The 24,423-nt window shown below is 64.4% G+C and carries 22 protein-coding genes and 1 pseudogene; 16 read left to right on the forward strand and 7 right to left on the reverse strand.

Features of this window, described 5'->3' with window-relative positions:
- Window positions 1-18: 18 nt before the first annotated feature.
- The gene (locus HGO40_RS15795) at window positions 19-447 is read left to right on the forward strand and encodes an NINE protein (protein WP_057449544.1); all 429 of its coding nucleotides are present in this window, start codon (window positions 19-21) and stop codon (window positions 445-447) included.
- A gap of 125 nt (window positions 448-572) precedes the next feature.
- Here HGO40_RS15795 and HGO40_RS15800 read toward each other — a convergent pair whose 3' ends face one another.
- From HGO40_RS15800 to gshB, 7 genes and pseudogenes are all read right to left on the reverse strand, one after another.
- Window positions 573-1,844, reverse strand: a complete 1,272-nt coding sequence (locus HGO40_RS15800; protein WP_250963767.1) for a dihydroorotase — start codon at window positions 1,842-1,844, stop codon at window positions 573-575.
- Entirely contained in the window at window positions 1,841-2,845 is a 1,005-nt protein-coding gene (locus HGO40_RS15805) for an aspartate carbamoyltransferase catalytic subunit (protein ID WP_003177495.1), read from the reverse strand. The genes HGO40_RS15800 and HGO40_RS15805 overlap by 4 nt, the downstream gene beginning before the upstream one ends.
- Window positions 2,846-2,869: 24 nt before the next feature.
- Complete coding sequence (gene pyrR, locus HGO40_RS15810; protein WP_250963768.1) at window positions 2,870-3,376, reverse strand: bifunctional pyr operon transcriptional regulator/uracil phosphoribosyltransferase PyrR; 507 nt, start codon at window positions 3,374-3,376, stop codon at window positions 2,870-2,872.
- Window positions 3,377-3,545: 169 nt separating this feature from the next.
- Window positions 3,546-3,896 (reverse strand): annotated as a pseudogene (gene ruvX, locus HGO40_RS15815) (Holliday junction resolvase RuvX); the annotation flags it as partial.
- Window positions 3,896-4,465, reverse strand: a complete 570-nt coding sequence (locus tag HGO40_RS15820) for a YqgE/AlgH family protein (protein ID WP_186710357.1) — start codon at window positions 4,463-4,465, stop codon at window positions 3,896-3,898. The gene HGO40_RS15820 and the pseudogene ruvX, both read right to left, overlap by 1 nt.
- A 246-nt stretch (window positions 4,466-4,711) precedes the next feature.
- Window positions 4,712-5,608, reverse strand: coding sequence for an energy transducer TonB (locus HGO40_RS15825; protein ID WP_186710359.1), 897 nt, complete (start codon window positions 5,606-5,608; stop codon window positions 4,712-4,714).
- Between the two features lie 76 nt (window positions 5,609-5,684).
- Window positions 5,685-6,638, reverse strand: coding sequence for a glutathione synthase (gene gshB / locus HGO40_RS15830; protein ID WP_250963769.1), 954 nt, complete (start codon window positions 6,636-6,638; stop codon window positions 5,685-5,687).
- Between the two features lie 224 nt (window positions 6,639-6,862).
- Between gshB and HGO40_RS15835 the strand changes: the two genes are divergently transcribed.
- The 15 genes from HGO40_RS15835 (at window position 6,863) to mdcH (ending at window position 24,391) form a co-directional block, all read left to right on the forward strand.
- Window positions 6,863-7,291 (forward strand): response regulator, encoded by a 429-nt coding sequence (locus HGO40_RS15835; protein ID WP_092170757.1) that lies wholly within the window; start codon window positions 6,863-6,865, stop codon window positions 7,289-7,291.
- 49 nt (window positions 7,292-7,340) lie between these two features.
- Window positions 7,341-7,706: a twitching motility response regulator PilH gene (gene pilH, locus HGO40_RS15840; protein WP_250963770.1), complete on the forward strand. Its 366-nt coding sequence runs from the start codon at window positions 7,341-7,343 to the stop codon at window positions 7,704-7,706.
- 10 nt (window positions 7,707-7,716) lie between these two features.
- Window positions 7,717-8,256, forward strand: a complete 540-nt coding sequence (locus HGO40_RS15845) for a chemotaxis protein CheW (RefSeq protein ID WP_250963771.1) — start codon at window positions 7,717-7,719, stop codon at window positions 8,254-8,256.
- A gap of 151 nt (window positions 8,257-8,407) precedes the next feature.
- Window positions 8,408-10,468, forward strand: a complete 2,061-nt coding sequence (locus HGO40_RS15850; RefSeq protein ID WP_250963772.1) for a methyl-accepting chemotaxis protein — start codon at window positions 8,408-8,410, stop codon at window positions 10,466-10,468.
- 189 nt (window positions 10,469-10,657) lie between these two features.
- Window positions 10,658-16,591, forward strand: coding sequence for an Hpt domain-containing protein (locus HGO40_RS15855; protein ID WP_250963773.1), 5,934 nt, complete (start codon window positions 10,658-10,660; stop codon window positions 16,589-16,591).
- Window positions 16,584-17,045: a chemotaxis protein CheW gene (locus HGO40_RS15860; protein WP_250963774.1), complete on the forward strand. Its 462-nt coding sequence runs from the start codon at window positions 16,584-16,586 to the stop codon at window positions 17,043-17,045. The genes HGO40_RS15855 and HGO40_RS15860 overlap by 8 nt, the downstream gene beginning before the upstream one ends.
- An 81-nt stretch (window positions 17,046-17,126) precedes the next feature.
- Entirely contained in the window at window positions 17,127-17,756 is a 630-nt protein-coding gene (locus tag HGO40_RS15865) for a nucleotidyltransferase domain-containing protein (RefSeq protein WP_053188905.1), read from the forward strand.
- Window positions 17,719-18,144, forward strand: coding sequence for a hypothetical protein (locus HGO40_RS15870; RefSeq protein WP_053188902.1), 426 nt, complete (start codon window positions 17,719-17,721; stop codon window positions 18,142-18,144). Before HGO40_RS15865 ends, HGO40_RS15870 begins: the two co-directional genes overlap by 38 nt.
- Before the next feature lie 223 nt (window positions 18,145-18,367).
- Complete coding sequence (gene mdcA, locus HGO40_RS15875) at window positions 18,368-20,038, forward strand: malonate decarboxylase subunit alpha (RefSeq protein WP_250963775.1); 1,671 nt, start codon at window positions 18,368-18,370, stop codon at window positions 20,036-20,038.
- On the forward strand, window positions 20,039-20,914 hold the full coding sequence (locus HGO40_RS15880; RefSeq protein ID WP_250963776.1) for a triphosphoribosyl-dephospho-CoA synthase: 876 nt from the start codon (window positions 20,039-20,041) through the stop codon (window positions 20,912-20,914). It begins immediately after the preceding gene.
- The gene (locus HGO40_RS15885) at window positions 20,914-21,213 is read left to right on the forward strand and encodes a malonate decarboxylase subunit delta (RefSeq protein WP_250963777.1); all 300 of its coding nucleotides are present in this window, start codon (window positions 20,914-20,916) and stop codon (window positions 21,211-21,213) included. Before HGO40_RS15880 ends, HGO40_RS15885 begins: the two co-directional genes overlap by 1 nt.
- Entirely contained in the window at window positions 21,206-22,057 is an 852-nt protein-coding gene (locus HGO40_RS15890; protein ID WP_250963778.1) for a biotin-independent malonate decarboxylase subunit beta, read from the forward strand. The genes HGO40_RS15885 and HGO40_RS15890 overlap by 8 nt, the downstream gene beginning before the upstream one ends.
- Window positions 22,054-22,857, forward strand: coding sequence for a biotin-independent malonate decarboxylase subunit gamma (mdcE, locus tag HGO40_RS15895; protein ID WP_250963779.1), 804 nt, complete (start codon window positions 22,054-22,056; stop codon window positions 22,855-22,857). Before HGO40_RS15890 ends, mdcE begins: the two co-directional genes overlap by 4 nt.
- Complete coding sequence (locus tag HGO40_RS15900) at window positions 22,854-23,474, forward strand: malonate decarboxylase holo-ACP synthase (RefSeq protein WP_250963780.1); 621 nt, start codon at window positions 22,854-22,856, stop codon at window positions 23,472-23,474. Before mdcE ends, HGO40_RS15900 begins: the two co-directional genes overlap by 4 nt.
- A complete protein-coding gene (mdcH, locus tag HGO40_RS15905) occupies window positions 23,471-24,391 on the forward strand; it encodes a malonate decarboxylase subunit epsilon (protein ID WP_250963781.1) in 921 nt (306 codons plus the stop codon). Before HGO40_RS15900 ends, mdcH begins: the two co-directional genes overlap by 4 nt.
- Window positions 24,392-24,423 lie beyond the last annotated feature (32 nt).

Consider the following 24,423-nt stretch of genomic DNA (forward strand, 5'->3'; position numbering starts at 1 on the left):
GAGGCAAAAGAGGCATTCATGAACAGCTATCAGCAGGACGCAATCCGCGATACCCACAGCAAAGTCATCGGGTATCTGCTGTGGATTTTCGGTTTTACCGGCGCTCACCGTTTCTATTACGGCAAGCCGGTCACGGGCACGATCTGGTTTTTCACCTTCGGCCTGCTGGGCATCGGTTGGTTGATCGACCTGTTCCTGATCCCGGCCATGGACCGCGAAGCGGACCTGCGTTTCACCCCCGGGCCCATCGAGTACAGCGTGGCTTGGATTCTGCTGACGTTCCTAGGGGTGCTGGGCGTACACCGGATGTATCAGGGCAAGTGGCTCAGCGGGATCCTCTACCTGCTCACCGGTGGGGTGTTTTTCCTTGGGGTGCTGTATGACTTCTGGACGCTGAACGATCAGGTGTCGATTCGGAATGCGCAGAAGCGTGGGGCTTTCCATTAAGACCGAGTCGCCTGCATCGCGAGCAAGCTCGCTCCCACATTGGATCGGAGGTGTTCACATATCCTGTGTTCACCGAAGATCCCCTGTGGGAGCGAGCTTGAACGCGATAGGAGCGGCGCGGTTTTTCAGGCCTGGTGAGTGATGCGCCCATCCATCAGCGTATAACGCACCACACCCGGCAGGCTGTGGCCGAGGAACGGGCAGTTGTCGCCCTTGGAACGCCAGGCTTCGCCGGCCACGGTGGAGGCGGCGGGGTCGAACAGCACCAGGTCCGCCGCGGCGCCCACCGCGAGTTTCCCCGCCGGCAGTTGCAGCGCCTGGGCCGGGCCGGCACTCAGGCGCGCCAGCAAGGTCGGCAAATCCAGCAACTCGTCTTCCACCAGCGTCAGGGCCAGCGGCAGCAGCAGTTCGACGCTGCTGATGCCCGGTTCGGTGGCGCCGAACGGAGCCAGCTTGGCATCGCGCTCGTGGGGTTGGTGATGGCTGGAGATGGCCGAGATCACCCCGGATTTCACCGCCTCGCGCAGGCCATCGCGGTCGGCGCGGGTGCGCAGCGGCGGCTGGACGTGGTACACGCTGTTGAAGTCGATCAGCGCTTCGTCGGTGAGGATCAACTGGTACAGCGCGACGTCGGCGGTCACCGGCAAGCCGCGGGCCTGGGCCTGAGCGATCAATGCGGCGCCGCGGGCACTGGTCAGTTGGCTGAAGTGGGCGCGCACGCCGCTTTGTTCCACCAACAGCAGGTCCCGAGCCAGGGCCACGGTCTCGGCGGTTTCCGGGATGCCCGGCAGGCCGAGGAAGCTGGCGGTCGGGCCTTCATGGGCGAGGCCACCTTCGGCCAGGTCGTGATCCTGGGAGTTGAAGATCACCGTCAGGCCGAAAGTCGCCGCGTATTCCAGGGCACGGCACAGGGTACGGGTGTTGCGGAAACTGTTCAGGCCATTGCCGAACGCCACGCACCCGGCGTCACGCAGGGCGATGAGCTCGGCCAGTTGCTCACCTTCCAGGCCTTTGCTCAGGGCCCCGATCGGGAAGACCTTGGTGTTGCCGGCTTCACGGGCGCGGTCGAGGATCAGTTCGGCCACGGCCGAGGTGTCCAGCACCGGTTTGGTCTGCGGCGGGCAGCACAGGCTGGTCACGCCACCGGCAGCGGCAGCGCGGGTTTCGCTGATGATGCTGCCTTTGCGGCTGTAGCCCGGTTCGCGCAGGGCAACGTTGAGGTCCACCAGGCCGGGCGCGGCCACCAGGCCTTGGGCGTCGAGGATTTCGGCGGCGACGAAACCTGTCGGCGCCGTGCCAAGGGCGACGATCTTGCAGGCATCGATATGAATGTCAGTCACTTGATCCAGGCCGCTGGCTGGATCGATCACGCGTGCGCCGAGAATGCTGAGCTTCACTGGGCGTTCTCCTGGTCGAATTGGCGCTGGGCCGTTTGTCCGCTCATGGCCATGGACAGCACGGCCATGCGGATGGCGATGCCGTAGGTCACCTGGTTGAGAATCACCGAGTGCGGCCCGTCGGCCACCGCCGACTCGATCTCCACGCCGCGGTTGATCGGCCCCGGGTGCATGACGATGGCGTCCGGCTTGGCCCCGGCCAGGCGCGCCGTGGTCAGGCCGAACAGGCGGTAGAACTCGCCTTCGCTGGGCAGCAGGCCGCCGGTCATGCGCTCGCGTTGCAGGCGCAGCATGATCACCACGTCCACATCCTTCAGGCCTTCGGTCATGTCGGTGTAGACCTTCACGCCGTATTGCTCGACGCCGATGGGCAGCAGGGTTTTCGGCGCGATCACGCGGATGTCCGGGCAACCGAGGGTCTTGAGGGCCAGCATGTTCGAGCGGGCCACCCGCGAGTGCAGGATGTCGCCGACGATCGCTACGGACAGGTTCTCGAAGCTGCCCTTGTGCCGACGGATGGTCAGCATGTCGAGCATGCCCTGGGTCGGGTGGGCGTGACGGCCGTCGCCGCCGTTGATGATCGCCACTTGCGGGCACACATGTTCGGCAATGAAGTGCGCCGCGCCGGAGTCGCCGTGGCGCACGACGAACATGTCGGCGGCCATGGCCTCGAGGTTGCGCAGGGTGTCGAGCAGGGTTTCGCCCTTGCTCGCCGAGGACGTGGACACGTTGAGGGTGATCACGTCCGCCGACAACCGCTGGGCCGCCAGTTCGAAGGTGGTGCGGGTGCGGGTGGAGTTTTCGAAGAACACGTTGCACACGGTCTTGCCGCGCAGCAACGGGACTTTTTTCACCGCCCGGGCGCCGACTTCGAGGAACGAGTCGGCGGTGTCGAGGATTTCCGTCAGCAGCTCGCGGCGCAGGCCGTCGAGGGACAGGAAGTGGCGCAGCTGGCCCTGATCGTTGAGCTGCAGCGGGCGCTTGGTTTCGAGAGGCGTCATCGCGATGGACTCTTACAAGGGCAGTTAAAGGGCAAGGTCTTGCAGTTCGAGTTGCAGCGGCGACGGCCCGGAGAGCTTGACCCGCTCGTGGGCGGCCAGCGTCAGCGTCGCGCCGACCACGTTCGGTCGGATCGGCAGCTCGGCGGCGTCCAGGTCCAGCAGGCACACCAACGTCACGCTGGCCGGGCGACCGTAGTCGAACAGTTCGTTCATGGCGGCGCGGATGGTCCGGCCGCTCATCAGCACGTCGTCGATCAGCACCAGGTGCTGGCCTTCGATCTCGAACGGCAGCGCCGAGGGGCGTACCTGCGGGTGCAGGCCGTTCTGGCTGAAGTCGTCACGGTAGAAGGACACATCGAGGGTGCCCAGCGGCGACTGGCTGCCCAGTGCTTGGAGCAAGGCCTGGGCGACCCAGACGCCACCGGTGCGAATGCCGATGTAGCGCGGTTCGCTGATGCCGCGTTGTTCCAGGTGTGCCGTGAGACGAATCGCCATCTGGCTGATCAGTTCGGCAGGATTGGGCAGGCTCATGCTGGCTCCTTCAGTTTCCGGGTCGGTGTTCGTGACTCGGTTTATCGCTAAAAGAAAGCGCCTTGGCGGCGCTTTCAAAAAATCAGGTTTCGAACAGGGCGGCGTTGGCGTCGAGCCCGCCTTGCAGCAGCAGGGCGGCGGCGATGGCGTCCACCGGGTTGTCGCGCTAACTGCCTTTCTGTCCGCCGCGCACCAGGCGCTCGCCCTTGGCCTCGAAGGTGGTCAGGCGCTCGTCATGGGTATAGAAGGGCAGGTTGTAGCGGCCGTTGAGCCGGCGGGCGAATTTTTCGGCCCGCAGGCACATGTCGCTGGGCGTGCCGTCCATGTTCAGGGGCAGGCCGACCACCACGGCATCGGGTTTCCACTCCTTGATCAGCGCTTCGACCTGGTTCCAGTCCGGCACGCCATTCTGCGCCTTCAAGGTGCACAACTCGCGGGCCTGGCCGGTAATGACCTGGCCGACCGCTACGCCGATCTGTTTGGTGCCGTAATCGAAGCCCAGCAGCAAGCGCAGGGCCATCAGGCGTGTCCTGCCTGGCTGGTGAGCAGGCTGAGGTTGACCCCCAACCGGCTGGCCGCCGCTTCCAGACGCAGTTCGCTGCTGGTGTTGAACAGGATGTCGGCGTCGAACGGGCAGGTCAGCCAGGCGTTATCCGCCAGTTCGGCTTCCAGTTGCCCGGGTTCCCAGCCGGCATAGCCGAGGGCGATCAGGCTTTTCGCCGGGCCGACGCCATCGGCGATGGCGAACAGCACGTCCTGGGAGGTGGACAGCGATAAACCGTCCAGGTCCACCGTCGCCTGGAATTTGGGGCCCGACGGATGGAGCACGAAACCGCGATCGGTCTGCACCGGGCCGCCGATAAAAATCGGCACGTGCTGGCACAAGAGTGGCGGTTCCACCTCGGGCCGCAACTGCTCGAGAATGTCCGCCAGGTTCAGCTCTTGCGGCCGATTGACCACCAGCCCCATGGCCCCATTGGCCGTGTGCTCGACGATATAGGTCAAGGTGTGGGCAAAGTTCGGATCGGCCATGTGCGGCATGGCAATCAGGAAGTGATGCTTGAGGTAGGTGGGGCTGACGTTTTTCATAGGCGCTAGTGTGGCGGCGCAGGGGCGAACTGACAAGCTGGGGATGTGCAGGAAATGCCTGAGAATGACCCAGATCTCCCCTGTGGGAATGAGTACAAATGGCCCGTTCACCAACGAAACCCTGTGGGAGCGAGCTTGCTCGCGATGGCGGACTGTCGGCCGACATCTATGTTGAATGATCCATGGCTATCGCGAGCAAGCTCGCTCCCACAAGGGATCTGCGGCGGGTTCAGGCATCGATCAGGCTCAGTTACTGGAAAGCCGGTCGCCCCGGGCGAACTTCCAGGTGCGGATGATTTCCAGCCGGTCGATGTCCGACAGGTCCCCGGTAAACGGTGCGAACGGTGCGGCCAGGCGCACGATCCGCTGGGCTGCCTGGTCCAGCAGCGGTTGGCCGGAGGATTCGAGCACCAGCACTTCATACAGCGAGCCGTCGCGGTTGATCGAGACCATGAGCCGCAGGTTGCCGTAGATCTGTTTGCGCCGGGCCTCGTCGGGGTAGTTGAGGTTGCCGATGCGCTCGACCTTCTTGCGCCACTCGTCCTTGTACCAGGCCCCCTTGTCGCGCATGGTCGAGGCGGCGCTCAGGCGGTGGATGCGCGGGCGCTTGGCGTAGAGCTGTTGCTCCTGGGCCAGTTCGGCTTCCAGGCTGGCGATGTCGCTGGACAGTTGGGAGCTGTCGAAGGTGGGCACCGGGGCCTGGGGCTTGGGATCGGGCTTGACCTCTTCCTTGACCGGGGCTTTTTTCGGCTTCGGCGCCACGGTGGTCACGGCTGCCTTGGGCGCCGTTTCCCGTACTTCGGGCTTGGCCGCCGGTGGCGGGGTGACTTTCTGTACCGTGCTGTCCTGGAACGGCGCGATTTCGGTGGTCTTGGGGGTCGCCTTTTTTTCCAGGGTGCCGCTGCCTTGCTGGTTTTCCTGGGCAAGGAAATCGGCCTTCTCGGGCTTGGCCTCGCTCTTGAAGGTGGCCAGAGTAATTTCCAGGGTCTGGCTGATCTGCTTGGGCTCGACCGTGGCAAACCCGACGCCCAGCAGCAGCGCCAGGTGGATCAACGCCGCCAGGAACAGGGTAAAACCGAGGCGATCAGCCGGGCGCACGCCACGATGGGCGAGCTCTTGGGGCAGATCGGACGGGAGTGTCATGACAAGGAAACCAACATCGCGTTTTTTTCAGGCCGGGCATGATAACGCAATGTGGGTTTCCTTCAGCAGATCTGGATCAACGAGCCTTGAGCTTCTGATCGATGGCATCCATCAACATGCCGCCGATGTCCGTTCCAAAGGCGTTGTCGATCTCGCGAATGCAGGTCGGGCTGGTGACGTTGATTTCCGTCAGGTGCTCGCCGATCACGTCCAGGCCCACGAACAGCAGGCCTTTTTCACGCAGGGTCGGGCCGACCTGGGCGGCGATCCAGCGGTCCTTCTCGGTCAGCGGTCGCGCCTCGCCACGGCCACCGGCCGCCAGGTTGCCGCGGGTTTCGCCGGCTGCCGGACTGCGCGCCAGGCAATAGTCCACCGGTTCGCCGTCAAGCATCAGGATGCGCTTGTCGCCATCGACGATGGCCGGCAGGTAGCCCTGGATCATGATCTGTTGCTGGCCGTGCAAGGTCAGGGTTTCCAGGATCACCGACAGGTTCGGGTGGCCGGCGGTGTGCCGGAAGATCGAGGAACCGCCCATGCCGTCCAGGGGCTTGAGGATCACGTCGCCGTGATGGTCGGCAAATGCGCGCAACACGTCCGGGCGACGGCTGACGAGGGTCGGCGGCGTGCATTGCGGGAACAGCGTGGCGGACAGCGTTTCGTTGCAGTCGCGCAGGCTCTGGGGCTTGTTGACCACCAGCACGCCGGCATTTTCAGCCTGTTCCAGCAGGTAGGTGGAGTACACGAACTCCATGTCGAACGGCGGATCCTTGCGCATCAGGATCACGTCCAGGTCGCTGAGCAGCGCGTCGCTCTCGGTGCCCAGCTCAAACCACTTCTCGGGGTTGGCGAAGACTTTCAGCGGTTTCATCCGCGCTCGCGCCTGGCCTTCGGCCTGGTAGAGGTCGCGCTGCTCCATGTAGAACAGCTCCCAGCCGCGCTTCTGAGCGGCCAGCAGCATGGCCAGCGAGCTATCCTTTTTATAGGAAATGCTGGCGATAGGGTCCATGACAATGCCGACGCGTACGCTCATGGCTTGGTTCCTCGAAATATGATGGGCACATAATGGCGTGAAAAAGTGGCGTCAGAGTGGCGCCCGGAAGATTGGCGGTCAAGGAAAAACCACCGCGCCGAGCGGCCGATAGATCGGCGATGGAGACTGTGCTAAAAAGGCTGCCATGTGACGTGCGGGCCTTGAACATCAAGGGTTTGCGCTGTCGTTCACGCTTACGCGTTAAAAATCGGTCCGCAGTGGCAATGGCAGAGCATCTCACGCAGCAGCAACCCAGCGCCTTGAAGGTCATGGTCATAGACGACTCGAAGACCATCCGCCGCACCGCCGAAACCTTGCTGCGCAACGTGGGCTGCGAGGTGATCACGGCCATCGACGGTTTCGATGCCCTGGCCAAGATCGCCGACCATCATCCGGGCATCATTTTTGTCGACATCATGATGCCGCGCCTCGATGGCTACCAGACCTGTGCCCTGATCAAGAACAACAGCGCGTTCAAGGCCACGCCGGTGATCATGCTGTCGTCCCGGGACGGGTTGTTCGACAAGGCCAAGGGGCGCATCGTCGGTTCCGATCAGTTTTTGACCAAGCCGTTCAGCAAGGAAGAACTGCTGGGGGCGATACAGGCCCATGTCCCGGGCTTTGCCGCTGTCCAGCCGCACCAGGCACATTAATGACACTCGGCCAACGGGCCCGGGGTCAACAAGAAAAATGGGGAACACCATGGCACGAGTTCTGATCGTCGATGATTCGCCGACTGAAATGTACAAACTGACCGGCATGCTGGAAAAGCACGGCCATGAGGTTCTGAAGGCCGAGAACGGCGCCGATGGCGTGGCCCTGGCCCGCCAGGAAAAACCCGATGCGGTGCTGATGGACATCGTCATGCCCGGCCTCAATGGTTTCCAGGCCACGCGCCAGTTGACCAAGGACCCGGACACCGGCCATATCCCCGTGATCATCATCACCACCAAGGATCAGGACACCGACAAGGTCTGGGGGACGCGCCAGGGCGCGAAGGACTACCAGACCAAGCCGGTGGACGAAGAAACCCTGATCGCGACCCTGAACAAAGTATTGGCGGGTTGACGGCGCGGCCATGAGCCAGTCCCTGACGGCCTTCGAACTGCTGCTGCAGATCGACCGGCGTTGCCGGCTGCTGGGGGCGGACCTGCCCTCCCAGCCGACCCACCGCGCCGGTTGGAGCGGCATCGGCTTTCGCCTGGGCGAGCACTGGTACGTGGCGCCGATGGGCGAAGTCAGCGAAGTGCTGCACGAGCCACGTCATACGCCTTTGCCCGGGGTCAAGCCGTGGGTGCGTGGCGTGGCCAACCTGCGTGGGCGCTTGTTGCCGTTGATGGACTTGTGCGGGTTTTTCGGCCACGAACTGTCCACCGTGCGCAAGCAGCGGCGCGTGCTGGTGGTGGACCACGACGAGGTGTTCGCCGGGTTGCTGGTGGACGAAGTCCTGGGGCTGCAGCACTTTGCCCAGGACAGCCTGGAATCGACGCTGGTGGACGACCACGACGGCCCGGAAGCGGCCTTCGTCAAGGGCCGGTTTGGCGGCGAGCGAGAGTGGCAGGTGTTCAGCCCGTTTGCCCTGGCGCGGTCGCCGGGGTTCATGGATGTGGCGATTTGACAAGCCGTAGTGCGGCCCCTGTGGGAGCGCGCGTGCTCGCGATAGCAGCGGGACAGCTTGCATCAATGTTGATTGTGCTGGCGCCATCGCGAGCAAGCTCGCTCCCACATTGGGACGGCGGCGGGTTGGGGGCTTGGGCAGGCGAAAATCGATGATCAAAGCAAAAACAGGCAAGCCACTGGAAGCGTCGCGCAGTCGTTCGCAGATCATCGTGCTGTTCGTCGCGCTGATCGGCTTCATCATGCTGCTGTTCGCCAACTTCGCTTATCTCAACACTCAATCCACCTATGACAAACAGTACATCGGCCATGCCGGTGAGCTGCGGGTGCTGTCCCAGCGCATCGCCAAGAACGCCACCGAGGCGGCCGCCGGCAAGCCCGCGGCGTTCAAGCTGCTGAGCGATGCGCGCAATGATTTCGCCCAGCGCTGGGGCTACCTGAAGCAGGGCGATCCGGTGACCGGCCTGCCGCCTGCGCCCGCCACCCTGCGCCCGCAGATGCGCGCCGTGCAGCTGGATTGGGAGCGCCTGCTCAAGAACACCGATGCCATCCTCTCCAGCGAGCAGACCGTGCTGTCGCTGCACCAAGTAGCGGCCACCCTGGCCGAAACCGTGCCGCAGTTGCAGGTCGAGTACGAAAAAGTCGTCGAGATCCTGCTGCAACGCGGCGCGCCGGCTGCCCAGGTGGCCATGGCCCAGCGCCAATCGCTGCTGGCCGAGCGGATTCTCGGCGCGGTGAATACCGTGCTGGCGGGGGACGAAAATGCCAGCCAGGCGGCCGATACTTTTGGTCGCGACGCAGCGCGTTTTGGCCAGGTGCTCAATGGCATGTTGCAAGGCGATCCGGCCTTGAAGATCTCCCAGGTCCAGGACCGCGATGCCCGGGCACGCCTGAGTGAAATCAGCGAGCTGTTCGAGTTTGTCTCCGGCTCGGTGGATGAAATCCTCGAGACCTCGCCGGAGCTGTTCAAGGTCCGCGAGTCGGCCGGCAACATCTTCAACCTGTCGCAGACCCTGCTCGACGAGGCTTCGCACCTGGCCACGGCCTTCGAAAACCTGGCCGGCGGGCGCTCCGTCAACACCATTGGCGGTTATGTGCTGGGGCTGATGGCGCTGATGTCGATCATCCTGATCGGGCTGGTGATGGTCCGCGAGACCAACCGTCAGCTCCACGAAACCGCGGAAAAGAACGAGCGCAACCAGAACGCGATCATGCGGCTGCTGGATGAAATCGAAGACCTGGCCGACGGCGACCTGACCGTCACGGCCTCGGTCACCGAGGACTTCACCGGCACCATCGCCGACTCCATCAACTACTCGGTGGACCAACTGCGCGACCTGGTGGCGACCATCAACCTCACGGCCGGCCAGGTTGCCGCCGCCGTGCAGGAAACCCAGGCCACGGCGATGCACCTGGCCCAGGCTTCCGAACACCAGGCCCAGCAAATTTCCGAAGCTTCGACTTCAATTAATGAAATGGCCCAATCCATCGACCAAGTGTCAGCCAATGCCGCCGAATCGTCGGCGGTGGCCGAGCGCTCGGTGGAAATCGCCAACAAGGGCAACGAGGTGGTGCACAACACCATTCATGGCATGGACAACATTCGCGAACAGATCCAGGACACCGCCAAGCGCATCAAGCGCCTAGGGGAGTCGTCCCAGGAAATCGGCGACATTGTCAGCCTGATCGACGACATCGCCGACCAGACCAACATCCTCGCCCTCAACGCCGCCATCCAGGCGTCCATGGCCGGCGATGCCGGGCGCGGGTTCGCGGTGGTGGCCGATGAAGTGCAGCGCCTGGCCGAGCGTTCTTCGGCGGCGACCCGGCAAATCGAGACCCTGGTGCGAGCGATCCAGGCCGACACCAACGAAGCGGTGATTTCCATGGAGCAGACCACCACCGAAGTGGTGCGCGGCGCGCGACTGGCCCAGGATGCCGGCGTCGCCCTGGAAGAAATCGAAGGCGTGTCCAAGACCCTGGCGGCGCTGATCCAGAGCATCTCCAACGCGGCGCAGCAACAGACCACCTCGGCGGGGCAGATTTCCTTGACCATGAACGTGATCCAGCAGATCACCACGCAGACTTCGTCGGGCTCCACCGCCACTGCCGAAAGCATCGGCAACCTGGCGAAAATGGCCAGCCAACTGCGCCGTTCGGTGTCGGGGTTTACCTTGCCGGCGACGCCTGTGGCGGATGAGGACAAGGTGTGACTGGCCGGATCTGCATATTGAGAAGGGGCATGTGGCGAGGAAGCTTTTGTGGCGAGGGCGCTTTCTCCCGCTGGGGGGCGCAGCCGCCCCAAAGATTTTGTGAGCGCTGCGCACTCAAGCGGGAGCAAGCTCCCTCGCCACAGGGTTTTATTTTTGCCCTCGGCATATGACTGTTGATTTGGAGTGGTTATGGGTGATCGGCACGACTACGTGGCCCTGGAATGGGTCAAGGGCGAGATTGCCGAAACGCTGAAGCAGGCTCATCTGGCCCTCAACCGCCTGGTGGACGATCCCCAGGCGGCGGATGCCCTCGGGCAGTGCCTGGCCTGCATTCACCAGGTCCACGGCGGCCTGCAGATGGTCGAGTTCTATGGCGCGGCGCTGCTGGCCGAGGAGATGGAGCAGCTGTGCGCCGCCCTCGAGGACAACCGCGTCACCCATCGCGACGAAGCCATCAGCCTGTTGAGCCAGGCCCTGGGGCAGTTGCCGATCTACCTTGAGCGCGTACAAGGTGCCCGCCGTGACCTGCCGTTGGTGGTACTGCCCTTGCTCAACGACCTGCGCAGTGCCCGGGGCGAGAGCCTGCTGTCGGAAACCAGCCTGTTCAGCCCTGAACTGCCCGATATTGCGCCGCTTGACGACGAGGCCTTGCAGCGCCTTGAGCCCGCCGACCTGCCAAACACCTTGCGCAAATGGCGCCAGACCCTGCAAATGGCCCTGGTGGGCCTGCTGCGCGAACAGGACGACGCGACCCACCTCGGTTACCTGGCCAAGGTCTTCCAGCGCCTGGAAACCTTGTGCGCCGGCGCGCCGCTCAATGCGTTATGGCAGGTGGCCTCGGCGCTGGTCGAAGGCATGCGTGACGGGCGCATCGCCAACAGCCCAGCGCTGCGCAGCCTGTTCAAGGAAGCCGACAAGGAACTCAAGCGCCTGCTGGACCAAGGCATGCCCGGCATCAATCAGCCGGCACCGCCGCACCTGCTCAAGAGCTTGTTGTTCTATATTGCCAAGGCCGAACATCCCAGCGGGCAGATGCAGATCATGAAAGAACGCTACTCACTGGACGACGCGCTGCCCGACAGCGCCATGGTCGACGAAGAACGCGCGCGCCTGGCCGGGCCCGACCGCGATGCCATGCGCTCGGTGCTCACCGCGCTGTGCGAGGAGTTGGTGCGGGTCAAGGAGCGCCTGGACTTGTTCGTACGCAGCGACCGCCAGCACGCCTCGGAACTGGACAGCCTGCTGGCGCCGCTGCGGCAGATCGCCGACACCCTGGCGGTGCTGGGCTTCGGCCAGCCGCGCAAGGTCATCATCGATCAACTGGCGGTGGTCCTGAGCCTTGCCCAAGGCCAGCGCGCGCCGGATGACGCGACCCTCATGGACGTTGCCGGGGCCTTGCTCTACGTCGAGGCGACCCTGGCCGGCATGGTCGGCACCGTCGAGCCCGAGAGCCGCGAAGACACGCACCTGCCCACCACCGACCTGACCCAGATCCACCAGATCGTCATCAAGGAAGCCCACACCTGCCTGCAACAGGCCAAGGACATGATCGTCGACTACATCGACGCGGACTGGAACAGCGAGCAACTTCAGCCCTTGCCGGCACTGCTGACCCAGGTGCGCGGCGCGCTGGCGATGATCCCCCTGGGCCGCGCCGCCAGCCTGGTGGAGGCCTGCAACGCGTTCATCCGCGACCACCTGCTGCTGGAGCAGGCCCAGCCGGGGTGGGAAGAACTCGACCACCTGGCCGACGTGATCACCGGCCTGGAATACTACCTGGAGCGCTTGAGCGAAGACCCGGAAACCCCTGGCGAGCCGTTGCTCGATGGGGTCGAGCGGAGCCTGGCCGCGCTCGGCTATTACCCTGACGAAGCGCGGGTGCCGGTGCTCGATGATGTGTTGAGCCCCAACGAAGCCCAGGTCATGCAGGATTTGCAGGAGCTGGACGACCCGCAGACCGTGCAGTCCTTGGCCGAGGTGCTGGCCAGCCCGGTCTCGGCGGTCAATCCGCCGGCCCGGAGCACCCCGGGCAGCCTGTTGCCGCCACCACTGGACGAAAGCCCGGTGGACGACGAATTGCGCGAGGTCTTCCTCGAGGAAACCGCCGAGGTGCTCGACGTTCTGCGTGAGTACCTGCCGCGCTGGGGCGCGCATCCCGACGATGCTGTTGCCCTGGGCGAACTGCGCCGGGCGTTCCATACCTTGAAAGGCAGCGGCCGGATGGTGCGGGCGCTGGTGCTGGGCGAGCTGGCCTGGGCCGTGGAAAACCTGCTCAACCGGGTGCTGGAGCGCAGCGTCGAGCCGGGGGCGTCGGTCCGTCAGTTGATCGAAGATACCGTGCAGTTGTTGCCGGACCTGGTGGCCGAATTCGCCGCCAATCGCCAGCGCCAGCGTGACGACGTCGACCGCCTGGCCGCCCGCGCCCATGGCCTGGCCAAGGGCGGCGATGAAGACGATGACGACGAGCAGGATGTAGCCGCTCTCGATCCGCTGCTGTTGAAGATCTTCGACAACGAAGCCCAGGGCCACCTCGCCAGTCTCAATCGTTTTCTCGACCAGGCGGCCGACCACCTGCCGTTGCAGGCCAGCGATGAATTGCAGCGGGCCTTGCACACCCTCAAGGGCAGTGCGTCCATGGCCGGCGTGCTGCCCATCGCCGAGCTGGCCGGTGCGATGGATGAGCTGGCCCGGGAATACCGGGCGCACCTGATCGCCCTCGACCTGGATGAGGTGGAGTTGCTGCTGGAGGCAGAGGGACTGCTGCGCCTGGGCCTGCGCCGGTTGCACAGCGAACCGCTGACGCCGATCCCCGGCGCCGGGGACCTGATCCAGCGCGCCCAGGCGCTGCTGGCCGAGCGCCTGCACGCCGCCAACAGTGCGCCGGGCAAAGCCCTGAGGACCAAGCGCGACCCACAATTGATCAATAATTTCCTTGCCCAGGGCATGGACATCTTGCTGGACGCCGAGAGCCTCTTGCAGCGCTGGCAGCAGCACCCTGGCGAAGGCCAGGAATTGAGTGCGCTGCTGGATGAACTGACCACCCTCGGCGAAGGCGCGCACCTGGCCGACCTGCACCCGGTGGACGAACTCTGCGAAGCTCTGCTGGACCTCTACGGCGCGGTGGAAGAAAGCAGCCTGGCGGTCAGCGATGAATTTTTCCAGCAAGCGCAGCGCGCCCATGAAGCGCTGATCGACATGCTTGATGAGCTGGCGGCCGGGCAGCACGTGCGTCCGCAACCCGAGCGGGTGCAGGCCTTGCGTCGCTTGCTTCAGGAGAGCCTCGACCCTTCGGCTACCGGCCTGATCCGCAGCGACGGCAGCCGCACCTTGAGCATCCGCGAGCTGGGCCACGCGACGGCGGAAATGGAACGTGACGCGCCCGCCGAGACCTCGATGGAAGATGACCTTGCGTCGATTTTCCTCGAAGAAGCCCAGGACATTCTCGAAAGCGCCGCCCAGGCCTTGCAACGCTGGTTGGCCGATCCGGACAATGGCGCGCCGTTGTCCTCGCTGCAACGTGACTTGCACACACTCAAGGGTGGCGCGCGGAGGGCCGACATCCGGCCGGTGAGCGACCTGGCCCAGGAGCTGGAAAGCCTTTACGAAGGGCTGGTGGACCGGCGCTACAGCTACAGCGAGGAACTGGCGCAGTTGCTCGATAACAGCCACGAACGCCTCGACCTGTTGCTTGGGCAGTTGCAACAGGGCCAGCCGTTGGGCGATCCCGTTGCGCTGATCGACGCCATCCGCAGGTTTCGCCAGTACAAGCCGAACGCCATCGAGACGAGCGCCGCGGCCCAGGCCGACGGCACCGGCCATGATCCCGAGTTGCTGGAAATCTTCCTTGAAGAAGGCTTCGACATCCTCGACAGCTCAGGCGCGGCGCTGCTGCGCTGGCAGGAAGAACCGTCGAACCGCCAGGCCGTGGAAACCCTGCTGCGGGATTTGCACACCCTCAAGGGCGGCGCGCGGATGGTGGAAATCGGGCCCATCGGCGACCTCGCCCACGAGCTGGAAAACCTCTACGAAGGCCTGTCGGCGGGCCTGCTCCCGCCGACCCTGGCGCTGTTTGCCTTGTTGCAAAGCAGCCATGACCGACTGGCGCAGATGCGCGATGCGGTGCGCGCCGGTCACCCGTGCCCACTGGCCGACCGGCTGATCGCGCAGATCCAGGCGGTGAATCATCCCCAGGAAAGCGCGGCGCCACAGGCTGTTTCGGCACCGGAGCCGGTCCCCACCGCTAGCGTAAGTCTTCCCACGGCGCCGGCAAGACCGGACCCTGGCGCAGCGGGCGACGGTGCGGACATGGTCAAGGTCTCTGCCGAACTGCTCGACGACCTGGTGAACCTGGCGGGCGAAACGTCGATTTTCCGTGGGCGCATCGAACAGCAAGTCAACGACGCGCGCGTGGCCCTGGGCGAAATGGAAACCACCATCGAGCGCATGCGCGACCAGTTGCGGCGCCTGGACACCGAGACCCAGGGGCGGATTCTCAGCCGCCAGCAGGTGGAGGCCGAGCGCCTGGGCTACGAAGAATTCGACCCGCTGGAAATGGACCGGCATTCCCAGTTGCAGCAACTGTCCCGGGCGCTGTTCGAGTCCGCGTCGGACTTGCTCGAACTCAAGGAAACCCTGGATCGCAGCAACCACGACGCCGAAGTCCTGCTGCAACAGCAGGGGCGGATCAACACCGAGCTCCAGGAAGGCCTGATGCGCACGCGCATGGTGCCGTTCGAGCGCATGTTGCCGCGGCTCAAGCGCATCGTCCGGCAAGTGGCGCAGGAATTGGGCAAGGACGTTGAATTCGTGGTCGGCAATGCCGACGGTGAGATGGACCGTAATGTCCTGGAACGTATGGCCGCGCCGCTGGAACACATGCTGCGCAACGCCGTCGACCACGGCCTGGAGTCGGCCGACGTGCGCATCGCCGCCGGCAAGCCCGCGCGGGGGCGCATCAGCCTCGACCTGTCCCGGGAAGGCGGCGACATCATTTTCGACATCCGCGACGACGGCGCCGGCGTGCCGCTGGAAGCGGTGCGGCGCAAGGCGATCAAGCGTGGCCTGCTGGCGCCGGACAGCGACATCAGTGACCGCGACGTGCTGCAGTTCATCCTGCAACCGGGATTTTCCACCGCGGAAAAAATCACCCAGATCTCCGGGCGTGGCGTGGGCATGGACGTGGTCCACGAAGAGGTGCGGCAACTGGGTGGCAGCATGACGATTGATTCCACGCCGGGGCAGGGCGTGCACTTCCGCATTCGCCTGCCGTTTACCGTGGCGGTGAACCGGGCGTTGATGGTGCATTGTCACGACGACCAGTACGCGATCCCACTGAACGCCATCGACAGCATGGTCCGGGTGTTGCCGGCCGAACTGGACGGCTATTACCAGCTCGATCCGCCGACCTACACCTACGCCGGGCAACGCTATGAGCTGTGCTATCTCGGCGAGTTGCGGAAAACCGGCGGTCGCCCGAAATTGCTGGGCCAGAGCCAACCCTTGCCGGTGCTGCTGGTGCAATGCAACGAGCGGCACGTCGCCGTGCAGGTGGACGCCATCGCCGGGACCCGGGAGATCGTGGGCAAGAGCCTGGGGCCGCAATTCGCGACGGTGCAGGGCTTGTCCGGGGCGACGATCCTGGGGGATGGCCGGGTGGTGTTGATCCTCGACCTGCTGGCGCCGATCCGCGCCTTGCCCCATCAGGTTCCACGCCGCCCGATGCCGGCCGACGGCGAGGGCGAGCCGCAACGGCCGTTGCTGGTGCTGGTGGTGGATGATTCGGTGACGGTGCGCAAGGTCACCAGCCGCCTGCTGGAACGCCACGGCATGCACGTCCTGACCGCCAAGGACGGCGTGGATGCCATGGCGTTGCTGGGCGAACACGCGCCGGACCTGATGCTGCTGGACATCGAAATGCCGCGCATGGACGGTTTCGAAGTGGCCACCCAAGTGCGCAACGACCCGCGCCTGGCGCACCTGCCGATCATCATGATCACCTCCCGTACCGGCCAGAAACCCCGCGACCGCGCCATGGCCATTGGCGTCAACGACTACCTGGGCAAGCCGTACCAGGAGTCGGTGCTGCTCGACAGCATCGCCTACTGGAGCAAAACCCATGCATGAACATCGCACCAGCCACCTCACCGGGTTACTGCTGCCCTTGGCCGACCGACACCTGATCCTGCCCAACGTGGCGGTGGCCGAATTGATCGATTACCAAAGCAGCGCCTTCGATCTGGCCACCCCGCCGTGGTTCCTGGGCTGGGTAAGCTGGCGCGAACGGCAAATCCCGCTGCTGAGCTTCGAGTCGGCCTGCGGCCAGAAAACCGTGATGGGCGCGCGTCTGCGCATCGTCGTGCTCAATGCCCTGGGCGGCCGGCCGGAGCTGCGCTTCATCGCGCTACTGGTGCAAGGCATCCCCCGCTCCTGCAAGCTCGACAGCCAGTTGAGCTACGTCGACGTGCCGCTGTGCGGGCTGGAACAGGCGGCGGTGCAAGTGGGGGAACATGTGGCGAAAGTGCCGGATCTGTTGGCGTTGGAAGAGTTGGTGGTTGCAGCGGGGCTGGTCAGCAACTGAACCCCTGTATAAACGCTTCAGGACTTGTAAAGTCCCAATAAGGGACCTATCGTTCCCTTTTTGGGACTACAGACTGCTTCCATGAATCATCTCTCTCTCGGCGATGCTTTGTTCACCGCCACCCAGCAGCGGATCTTGGGTTTGCTATTCGGTAAGCCAGATCAAAGTTTCTACACCAATGAAATTGCCCGCTGGGCTCAAATAGGCAAGGGCAGCCTCATGCGCGAGCTGGAGCGCCTGCAACGATCAGGCGTGCTCACCATGACTCGTCTGGGCAATCAAACCCATTATCAAGCCAACCCCCTCTGTCCGATTTACGCTGAACTGTTGGGTATCGTGCAGAAGACCATCGGCATCGCCGAACCGTTGCGCCAGGCATTGGCGCCGTTTTCAGAACGACTGCGCTGGGCGTTCGTCTATGGCTCCATCGCGAAAGGCCAAGCGAACACATCCAGTGACATAGACCTCATGCTGATCGGCGAAGGCCTGCACTACAGTGAAGTCATGGAGCAGCTCCTGCCTCTGGAAGAACAACTGGGCCGCCCGCTAAACCCAACGCTCTACACCCCCCAGGACTGGCTCGCGAAATTTGCCGCTGGCAACAGTTTCGTGGTGCGTGTAGCGCAACAGGACAAGATCAATTTGCTGGGTGAGAACCCTTTGGAAGCCAAGGATGGGCAAGCAAGAAAACCTGGAAAACCTGTTACGTAGCGGCGGCCTGAAAGCCGAACCACCGGATCGTCAGGAATGTGAGGGCCTGATGCGTTCGGCGACGGATCGCTTGAAGGATGCACAGACAACGTCCCTTTCTTTCGCCAGCCGGTTCGACCTGGCATACAACGCCGCCCATGCCTTGGCGCTCACGGCGCTACGCTTGAATGGTTACCGCTCGGACAAGCGCTATCTGGTCTTCCAATGCCTGACTCACACGGCGGACGTCAGCAAAGTACAGGTTCGGTTATTCGTGTTGTGCCATGAGCGGCGCAACCTTGCCGAGTACGAGGGGTATATGGATGAAGATGATGCGCTGCTTACTCAACTGATTGAGAGCGCTGCGGAACTGCTCAAACGGGTCCGGCAATTGATGGCCAAGACTTGATATCCGTGGCGAGGGAGCTTGCTCCCGCTGGGCCGCGAAGCGGCCCCAAAAGCGACGACTGCTGCGCAGCCGAGCGGGAGCAAGCTCCCTCGCCACAGAAGCTTTGTCCGCTGCGGCATTCAACCATTACTCCCACCGTAATGATCCGCCGCTGAGCTTGATTGATGCCCACGCCACAACACTTCTAAGGTGAGCTCCACGACAGCGAACCCGTGGAGTGGTCATGACAACAACAATATCCCCCGACTCGCGCTGGACGCGGCGGCGCAGCGAGAAGCAGCGGCGTCTCGGGCTGGTGAAGGGGCTTGCCGACGGTGTGGTGCTGCCCACCGACAAGATCGTCGCGGCGCTGGAGGCGTTGATCCTGCCCGGCGACCGTGTGGTGCTGGAAGGGAACAACCAGAAGCAGGCGGACTTCCTGTCCCGCTCCCTGGCGAAAGTCGACCCTTCGAAGCTGCATGACCTGCACATGATCATGCCCAGCGTCGGTCGTTCCGAGCACTTGGACCTGTTCGAACGCGGCATCGCCCGCAAGCTCGATTTTTCTTTCGCCGGTACCCAGAGCCTGCGCATCAGCCAGTTGCTGGAAGATGGCCTGCTGGAAATCGGTGCGATCCACACCTACATCGAATTGTATGCCCGGCTGGTGGTGGACCTGATTCCCAACGTCGTGCTCTCGGCCGGTTTCATGGCCGACCGCGCCGGCAATATCTACACCGGCCCCAGCACCGAAGACACACCGGCGCTGATCGAACCGGCGGCCTTCAGCGACGGCATCGTTATCGTCCAGGTCAATCAGTTGGTAGACGATGTCAGCGATTTGCCGCGAGTCGATATCCCGGCGTCCTGGGTGGATTTCGTGGTGGTGGCCGTCAAACCGATCTACATCGAACCGTTGTTCACTCGCGACCCTCGCCATATCAAGCCTGTGCATGTGCTGATGGCGATGATGGCGATCCGTGGGATCTACGAAAAACACAACGTCCAGTCCCTCAATCACGGCATTGGTTTCAACACCGCCGCCATCGAATTGATCTTGCCGACCTACGGCGAATCCCTTGGTTTGAAAGGCAAGATCTGCCGCAACTGGACCCTCAATCCGCACCCGACGCTGATCCCGGCCATCGAGAGCGGCTGGGTCGAAAGCGTGCATTGCTTCGGCACCGAGTTGGGCATGGAAAATTACATCGCCGCGCGCCCCGACGTGTTCTTCACCGGCCATGACGGTTCGCTGCGCTCCAACCGCATGGTCTGCCAACTGGCGGGGCAGTACGCGGTGGACCTGTTCATCGGCGCCACCCTGCAAGTGGACGGCGACGGCCACTCCTCCACGGTGACCCGCGGTCGACTGGCCGGCTTCGGCGGTGCGCCGAACATGGGCCATGACCCCCGCGGTCGCCGTCATGGCACGCCGGCCTGGCTCGACATGCGCCACGGCGATGGCGAGGCACCGTTGCTCGAACGCGGCAAGAAGCTGGTGGTGCAGATGGTCGAGACGTTCCAGGAGGGCGGCAAGCCCACCTTCGTCGACACCCTCGACGCGGTGGACGTGGCGAAGAAAGCCGGCATGCCCCTGGCGCCGATCATGATCTACGGCGATGACGTCACCCACCTGCTCACCGAAGAGGGCATCGCCTATCTGTATAAGGCCCGCTCCCTGGAAGAGCGCCAGGCGATGATCGCCGCCGTGGCCGGCGTCACTGCCATCGGCCTGCGCCATGACCCGAAAGACACCGCACGCATGCGCCGCGAAGGGCTGATCGCCTTGCCCGAAGACCTCGGCATCCGCCGCACCGACGCCACTCGCGAGCTGCTCGCGGCCAAGAGCGTGGCCGATCTGGTGGAATGGTCTGGTGGCCTCTACAACCCGCCCGCCAAGTTCAGGAGCTGGTAAATGCGCGCCCTTAATCTGCAACCCAAGACGTTATCCCTGGCTGAACGTTTGGCCGATCTGGCGGAGGACGCGCTGATCGACGAAGCCGACCTCTCACCCAAACCGGCCCTGGTGGACCGGCGCGGCAGCGGCGCCCACACCGACCTGCACCTGGGCCTGATGCACGCCTCGGCACTGTCGCTGTGGCCGGCCTTCAAGGAAATGGCCGAGGCCGCCCTCGACTGCGGCAAGATCGGTTTGCCATTGCGCGAGGCCCTCGGCCGGATCGGCCGAGAAGGTGAAGCCGCGATGCTTGTTACCACGGGCGGCGTCAATACGCATCGTGGTGCGATCTGGGCCTTGGGCTTGCTCGTCGCGGCGGCGGCGCTGGAGCCTGAATCCAACGTCGCGGGCGCCGTCCCGCTACGTGCCGCCCGGCTGGCCTTGCTCACCGACCGTTATGCGCCCCAGCCCTTGAGCCCCGGCGCCCAGGTCGCCCAGCGCTACGGCGTGCGCGGCGCCCGGGAAGAAGCGCAACTGGCGTTCCCGGCGGTGACGGGCCTGGGCTTGCCGCAACTCAAGCGCAGCCGCGCGGCGGGGGAGGGCGAGCAGAACGCTCGCCTGGATGCCTTGCTGGCGATCATGACAACACTGGCCGACACCTGCGTGCTTTACCGCGCCGGCGAAGCGGGTCTGCAAGCCATGCAGCAGGGTGCCAAAGCGGTGCTCGACGTCGGTGGCAGTGCGAGCCTGGGCGGCCGTCGCCAATTGCATGCGCTGGACCAACAACTGATTGCCTTGAACGCCTCGCCCGGCGGCGCTGCCGACCTGCTCGCCGCCTGCCTGTTCCTCGATCGCATCGAGCGCGGCGATGGCTTCTTCCCAGGAGTGTGCTGATGGAAACCTTATCCTTTGAATTCCCCGCCGGGCAGCCGCCACGGGGCCGGGCGCTGGTGGGCTGTGTCGGCTCGGGCGATCTGGAAGTGCTCATCGAGCCTGGCCTGGCGGGCACGCTGACCATCCAGGTGCAGACCTCGGTCAATGGCAGCGAGCAGCGCTGGCGGCATCTGTTTGCCCGGATGTTCGACGGTCAGACACCGGCCGCGATGAGCATCGACATCCATGAATTCGGCGCCACCCCCGGCGTGGTGCGCCTGCGTCTGGAACAAGGCTTCGAGGAGATCGGCCATGACTGACAGCGCAGCGTTGCTCAACAAGCACAGCTTCGTCGAACTCGGCGCCCGGCAACGGGCCAAGGCCTTGCTCGATGCTGGTACGTTCCGCGAATTGCTCGACCCGTTCCAGCGGATCATGTCACCGTGGCTGTTGCGCCAAGGCGTGGTGCCGCAAAGCGACGACGGCGTAGTGATCGCCAAGGGCATGCTCGATGGCCTGCCCGTGGTGATCGCCGCTATCGAAGGGGCGTTCCAGGGGGGCAGCCTCGGCGAAGTCGGCGGGGCGAAAATTGCCGGTGCGTTGGAATTGGCGGCGCAGGACAACCGCAAAGGCATTCCGACCCGCGCCGTGTTGCTGCTGGAAACCGGCGGCGTGCGGTTGCAGGAAGCCAACCTCGGGCTTGCGGCGATTGCCGAGATTCACTCGGCGATAGTCGATCTGCGCCAGTACCAGCCAGTGGTGGGTGTGGTCGCCGGCAGCGTCGGTTGCTTTGGCGGCATGTCCATTGCCGCCGGGCTGTGCAGCTATCTGCTGGGGACCCGGGAAGCACGGCTGGGCCTGAACGGTCCGCAAGTGATCGAACAGGAAGCCGGCCTCGACGAATACGACTCCCGCGACCGGCCCTTCATCTGGAGCCTGACCGGCGGTGAGCAGCGTTTCGCCACCGGACTGGTGGACCGTTACGCGGCCGACGATGTAACGCAGATCCGTCAGCAGGTCAGCCAGTTGCTGCACCTGGGCGTGCCCGCGCAGCACCGCAGTGGCCAGGCCGAACTGTTCCTGCAACGCCTGGCCCGCTTGGACACTGACGTGCAAATCGAACCGCAAGCGGTTCGCCAGCTGTACCAGGGAGAACGCCCATGAGTGCTTATTCGTTGAGAGGCTTGCGCTGGTTCGAGGCCTTGAGTGGTGGTGCCAGGACGGTGCAAGGTTTACCCGCTTCGTTGAAAGTCGCCGATGTCAGCCTGGGCGAACAAACCGTGCGCCTGCTGGCGGTGGTGGCCGATCCCGATAACCGTTTTCCTCGGGCGCGCAATGGCGAAGTCGGCTTGCTGGAAGGGTGGGGCCTGGCCAAGGCGGTGGATGACGCCATCGACGCCGACCGCGATGCGGTCAACAAGCGTGCGCTGATCGCCATTGTCGACGTACCGAGCCAGGCCTATGGCCGGCGCGAAGAAGCGCTGGGCATTCACCAGGCCCTGGCCGGCGCCGCCGACAGTTACGCCCGCGCCCGGTTGGCCGGGCATCCGGTGATTGGCTTGCTGGTGGGCAAGGCGATGTCGGGGGCGTTCCTGGCCCACGGCTACCAGGCCAACCGGTTGATTGCCCTGCGCGACCCGGGCGTGATGGTCCACGCCATGGGCAAGGCTTCGGCGGCGCGGGTGACCTTGCGCAGTGTCGAGGAGCTTGAAGCGCTGGCTGCCAGCGTGCCGCCGATGGCCTATGACATCGACAGCTTTGCCAGCCTGGGATTGCTGTGGGAAACCTTGTCGGTGGAGCAGATCGAACAGCCCTCGGCGAGTGATCTGGCCCGAGTCACCGCTTGCCTGAAACATGCGATCAATGATGTCGCCGCGGCGCCCCGCGACTTGAGCAGCCGCCTCGGTGCGACCCATCGGGCGGCCTCCAGCACGGTTCGCCAATTGTTGAGCGCGCAGTGGTGAATACGTACATGGCCCATGACCTGCTCTGGGGGATGACCCCGGAGCAAGTGCCTGCGGATGCGCCGGCATGGGTGGTTGAATCGATGGCCGCCGGTCAACCGGTGGTGGTTCGGCGCTCGCTGACGGCACCGGATCGAATCGCGATCGGCGTGCGCGGGCGCTTGCGCGAGCAGCGTTATGCAACGTCGATGTCGGTCGCGGCGATTTCCCGTTGCGTCAGGCCGGAAGACCTCTGCCACGTCGAGTCGACTCGCGACCTGCCGGCCCTGCACACGCTGGCCCGCCTGCGCCCGCTGCTCGATGCCAGCGGCTGGGCCTGGGGTGTCAGCGGCAGCGCCGGGTTCGAACTCGCCACCGGCGTCGAGGCACTGCATGAACGCAGCGACCTGGATCTGATTCTGCGCACACCGCAGTTCCTGGATCGTCTCCAGGCCAAGGAGTTGCTGGCGCTACTGGATGCTTCGGTATGCGCCGTGGACATGCAGTTGCAAACCCCTTGCGGCGCCGTGGCCTTGCGCGAATGGGCGGGCTCGTCCCGTCGGGTCTTGCTCAAGGATGATGTTCAGGCCCGGCTGGTGAGCGATCCCTGGCAGCCTTCGTTGGAGCAGGTCGCGTGAGCAGCCTCTTCGTCTTTCCCGGCCAGGGTGCGCAGCGCGTGGGCATGCTCCATGGGGTGGCGCCGTGGATCTTGGACGAGGCAGGTGCTGTGCTCGGTGAAGACGTCTTGCGGCTGGACAGCGCTGAAGCCTTGCAATCGACCCGCGCCGTGCAGCTGTGCTTGCTGATCGCTGGCGTGGCGGCGGCCCGTCGCTTGCTGGAACAGGCACCTGCGCCGGACTACGTCGCGGGATTGTCCATCGGTGCGTATCCGGCGGCGGTCGTTGCCGGGGCGCTGGACTTCGAGGATGCGCTGCGGCTGGTCAGCCTGCGCGGCGAATTGATGCAACAGGCGTATCCCCAAGGCTACGGCATGACCGCGATCATCGGCCTGGATCTCGCGGCAGTGGAAGCCTTGCTGGCCCAGGTGCACAGTGAAACAACGCCGGTCTACCTGGCCAATATCAATGCCGATAACCAAGTGGTCATTGCCGGCAGCGATGAAGCCATGGACCTCGTCGCTGAGCAAGCCCGTCGCCAAGGTGCTGGCAAGGCCTGCCGGCTGGCGGTAAGCGTGCCGTCCCATTGCCCGTTGCTGGAGGCTCCGGCACGGACGTTGGCCGAGGCGTTTGCCGAGGTGCCGTTGAAAGCGCCTGTCCTGGGCTATCTCAGCGGCAGCCGCGCCCGGCCGGTGATCAAGATCGATGCCCTGCGCGACGACCTGGCCTTCAACATGTGCCGTGTCGTCGATTGGCGCGGCACGGTGCAAAGCGCCTACGAGCGAGGCGTGCGGCTGCAGATCGAACTGCCGCCCGGTGCGGTGCTCACCGCCCTGGCGCGCCGGGTGTTCGAGCAGGGCTCCGTCATGGCCTTCGACGGTGCTCGGCTCGATACCTTGCAAGCGCTGTTGCGTGAGGAGGGAAGCCGCCAACCCTAGACCACCGACTCAAGCTGGCGAAGCACAAAAAC

It is taken from the genome of Pseudomonas sp. CG7 (genome assembly GCF_023701885.1).
In the GTDB taxonomy this organism is placed as follows: Bacteria; Pseudomonadota; Gammaproteobacteria; order Pseudomonadales; family Pseudomonadaceae; genus Aquipseudomonas; species Aquipseudomonas zanjanensis.

What these genes read in the sequence shown, in the direction of transcription:
- HGO40_RS15835 (WP_092170757.1), top strand. Translation starts at nt 6,863, where the DNA reads ATGGCAGAGCATCTCACGCAGCAGCAACCCAGCGCCTTGAAGGTCATG.
- HGO40_RS15825 (WP_186710359.1), bottom strand. Translation starts at nt 5,608, where the DNA reads ATGACACTCCCGTCCGATCTGCCCCAAGAGCTCGCCCATCGTGGCGTG.
- HGO40_RS15870 (WP_053188902.1), top strand. Translation starts at nt 17,719, where the DNA reads ATGGGCAAGCAAGAAAACCTGGAAAACCTGTTACGTAGCGGCGGCCTG.
- HGO40_RS15885 (WP_250963777.1), top strand. Translation starts at nt 20,914, where the DNA reads ATGGAAACCTTATCCTTTGAATTCCCCGCCGGGCAGCCGCCACGGGGC.
- pyrR (WP_250963768.1), bottom strand. Translation starts at nt 3,376, where the DNA reads ATGAGCCTGCCCAATCCTGCCGAACTGATCAGCCAGATGGCGATTCGT.
- pilH (WP_250963770.1), top strand. Translation starts at nt 7,341, where the DNA reads ATGGCACGAGTTCTGATCGTCGATGATTCGCCGACTGAAATGTACAAA.
- HGO40_RS15850 (WP_250963772.1), top strand. Translation starts at nt 8,408, where the DNA reads ATGATCAAAGCAAAAACAGGCAAGCCACTGGAAGCGTCGCGCAGTCGT.
- HGO40_RS15805 (WP_003177495.1), bottom strand. Translation starts at nt 2,845, where the DNA reads ATGACGCCTCTCGAAACCAAGCGCCCGCTGCAGCTCAACGATCAGGGC.
- HGO40_RS15820 (WP_186710357.1), bottom strand. Translation starts at nt 4,465, where the DNA reads ATGAAAAACGTCAGCCCCACCTACCTCAAGCATCACTTCCTGATTGCC.
- HGO40_RS15865 (WP_053188905.1), top strand. Translation starts at nt 17,127, where the DNA reads ATGAATCATCTCTCTCTCGGCGATGCTTTGTTCACCGCCACCCAGCAG.
- HGO40_RS15880 (WP_250963776.1), top strand. Translation starts at nt 20,039, where the DNA reads ATGCGCGCCCTTAATCTGCAACCCAAGACGTTATCCCTGGCTGAACGT.
- HGO40_RS15845 (WP_250963771.1), top strand. Translation starts at nt 7,717, where the DNA reads ATGAGCCAGTCCCTGACGGCCTTCGAACTGCTGCTGCAGATCGACCGG.
- HGO40_RS15855 (WP_250963773.1), top strand. Translation starts at nt 10,658, where the DNA reads ATGGGTGATCGGCACGACTACGTGGCCCTGGAATGGGTCAAGGGCGAG.
- HGO40_RS15860 (WP_250963774.1), top strand. Translation starts at nt 16,584, where the DNA reads ATGCATGAACATCGCACCAGCCACCTCACCGGGTTACTGCTGCCCTTG.
- HGO40_RS15795 (WP_057449544.1), top strand. Translation starts at nt 19, where the DNA reads ATGAACAGCTATCAGCAGGACGCAATCCGCGATACCCACAGCAAAGTC.
- mdcA (WP_250963775.1), top strand. Translation starts at nt 18,368, where the DNA reads ATGACAACAACAATATCCCCCGACTCGCGCTGGACGCGGCGGCGCAGC.
- gshB (WP_250963769.1), bottom strand. Translation starts at nt 6,638, where the DNA reads ATGAGCGTACGCGTCGGCATTGTCATGGACCCTATCGCCAGCATTTCC.
- mdcE (WP_250963779.1), top strand. Translation starts at nt 22,054, where the DNA reads ATGAGTGCTTATTCGTTGAGAGGCTTGCGCTGGTTCGAGGCCTTGAGT.
- HGO40_RS15890 (WP_250963778.1), top strand. Translation starts at nt 21,206, where the DNA reads ATGACTGACAGCGCAGCGTTGCTCAACAAGCACAGCTTCGTCGAACTC.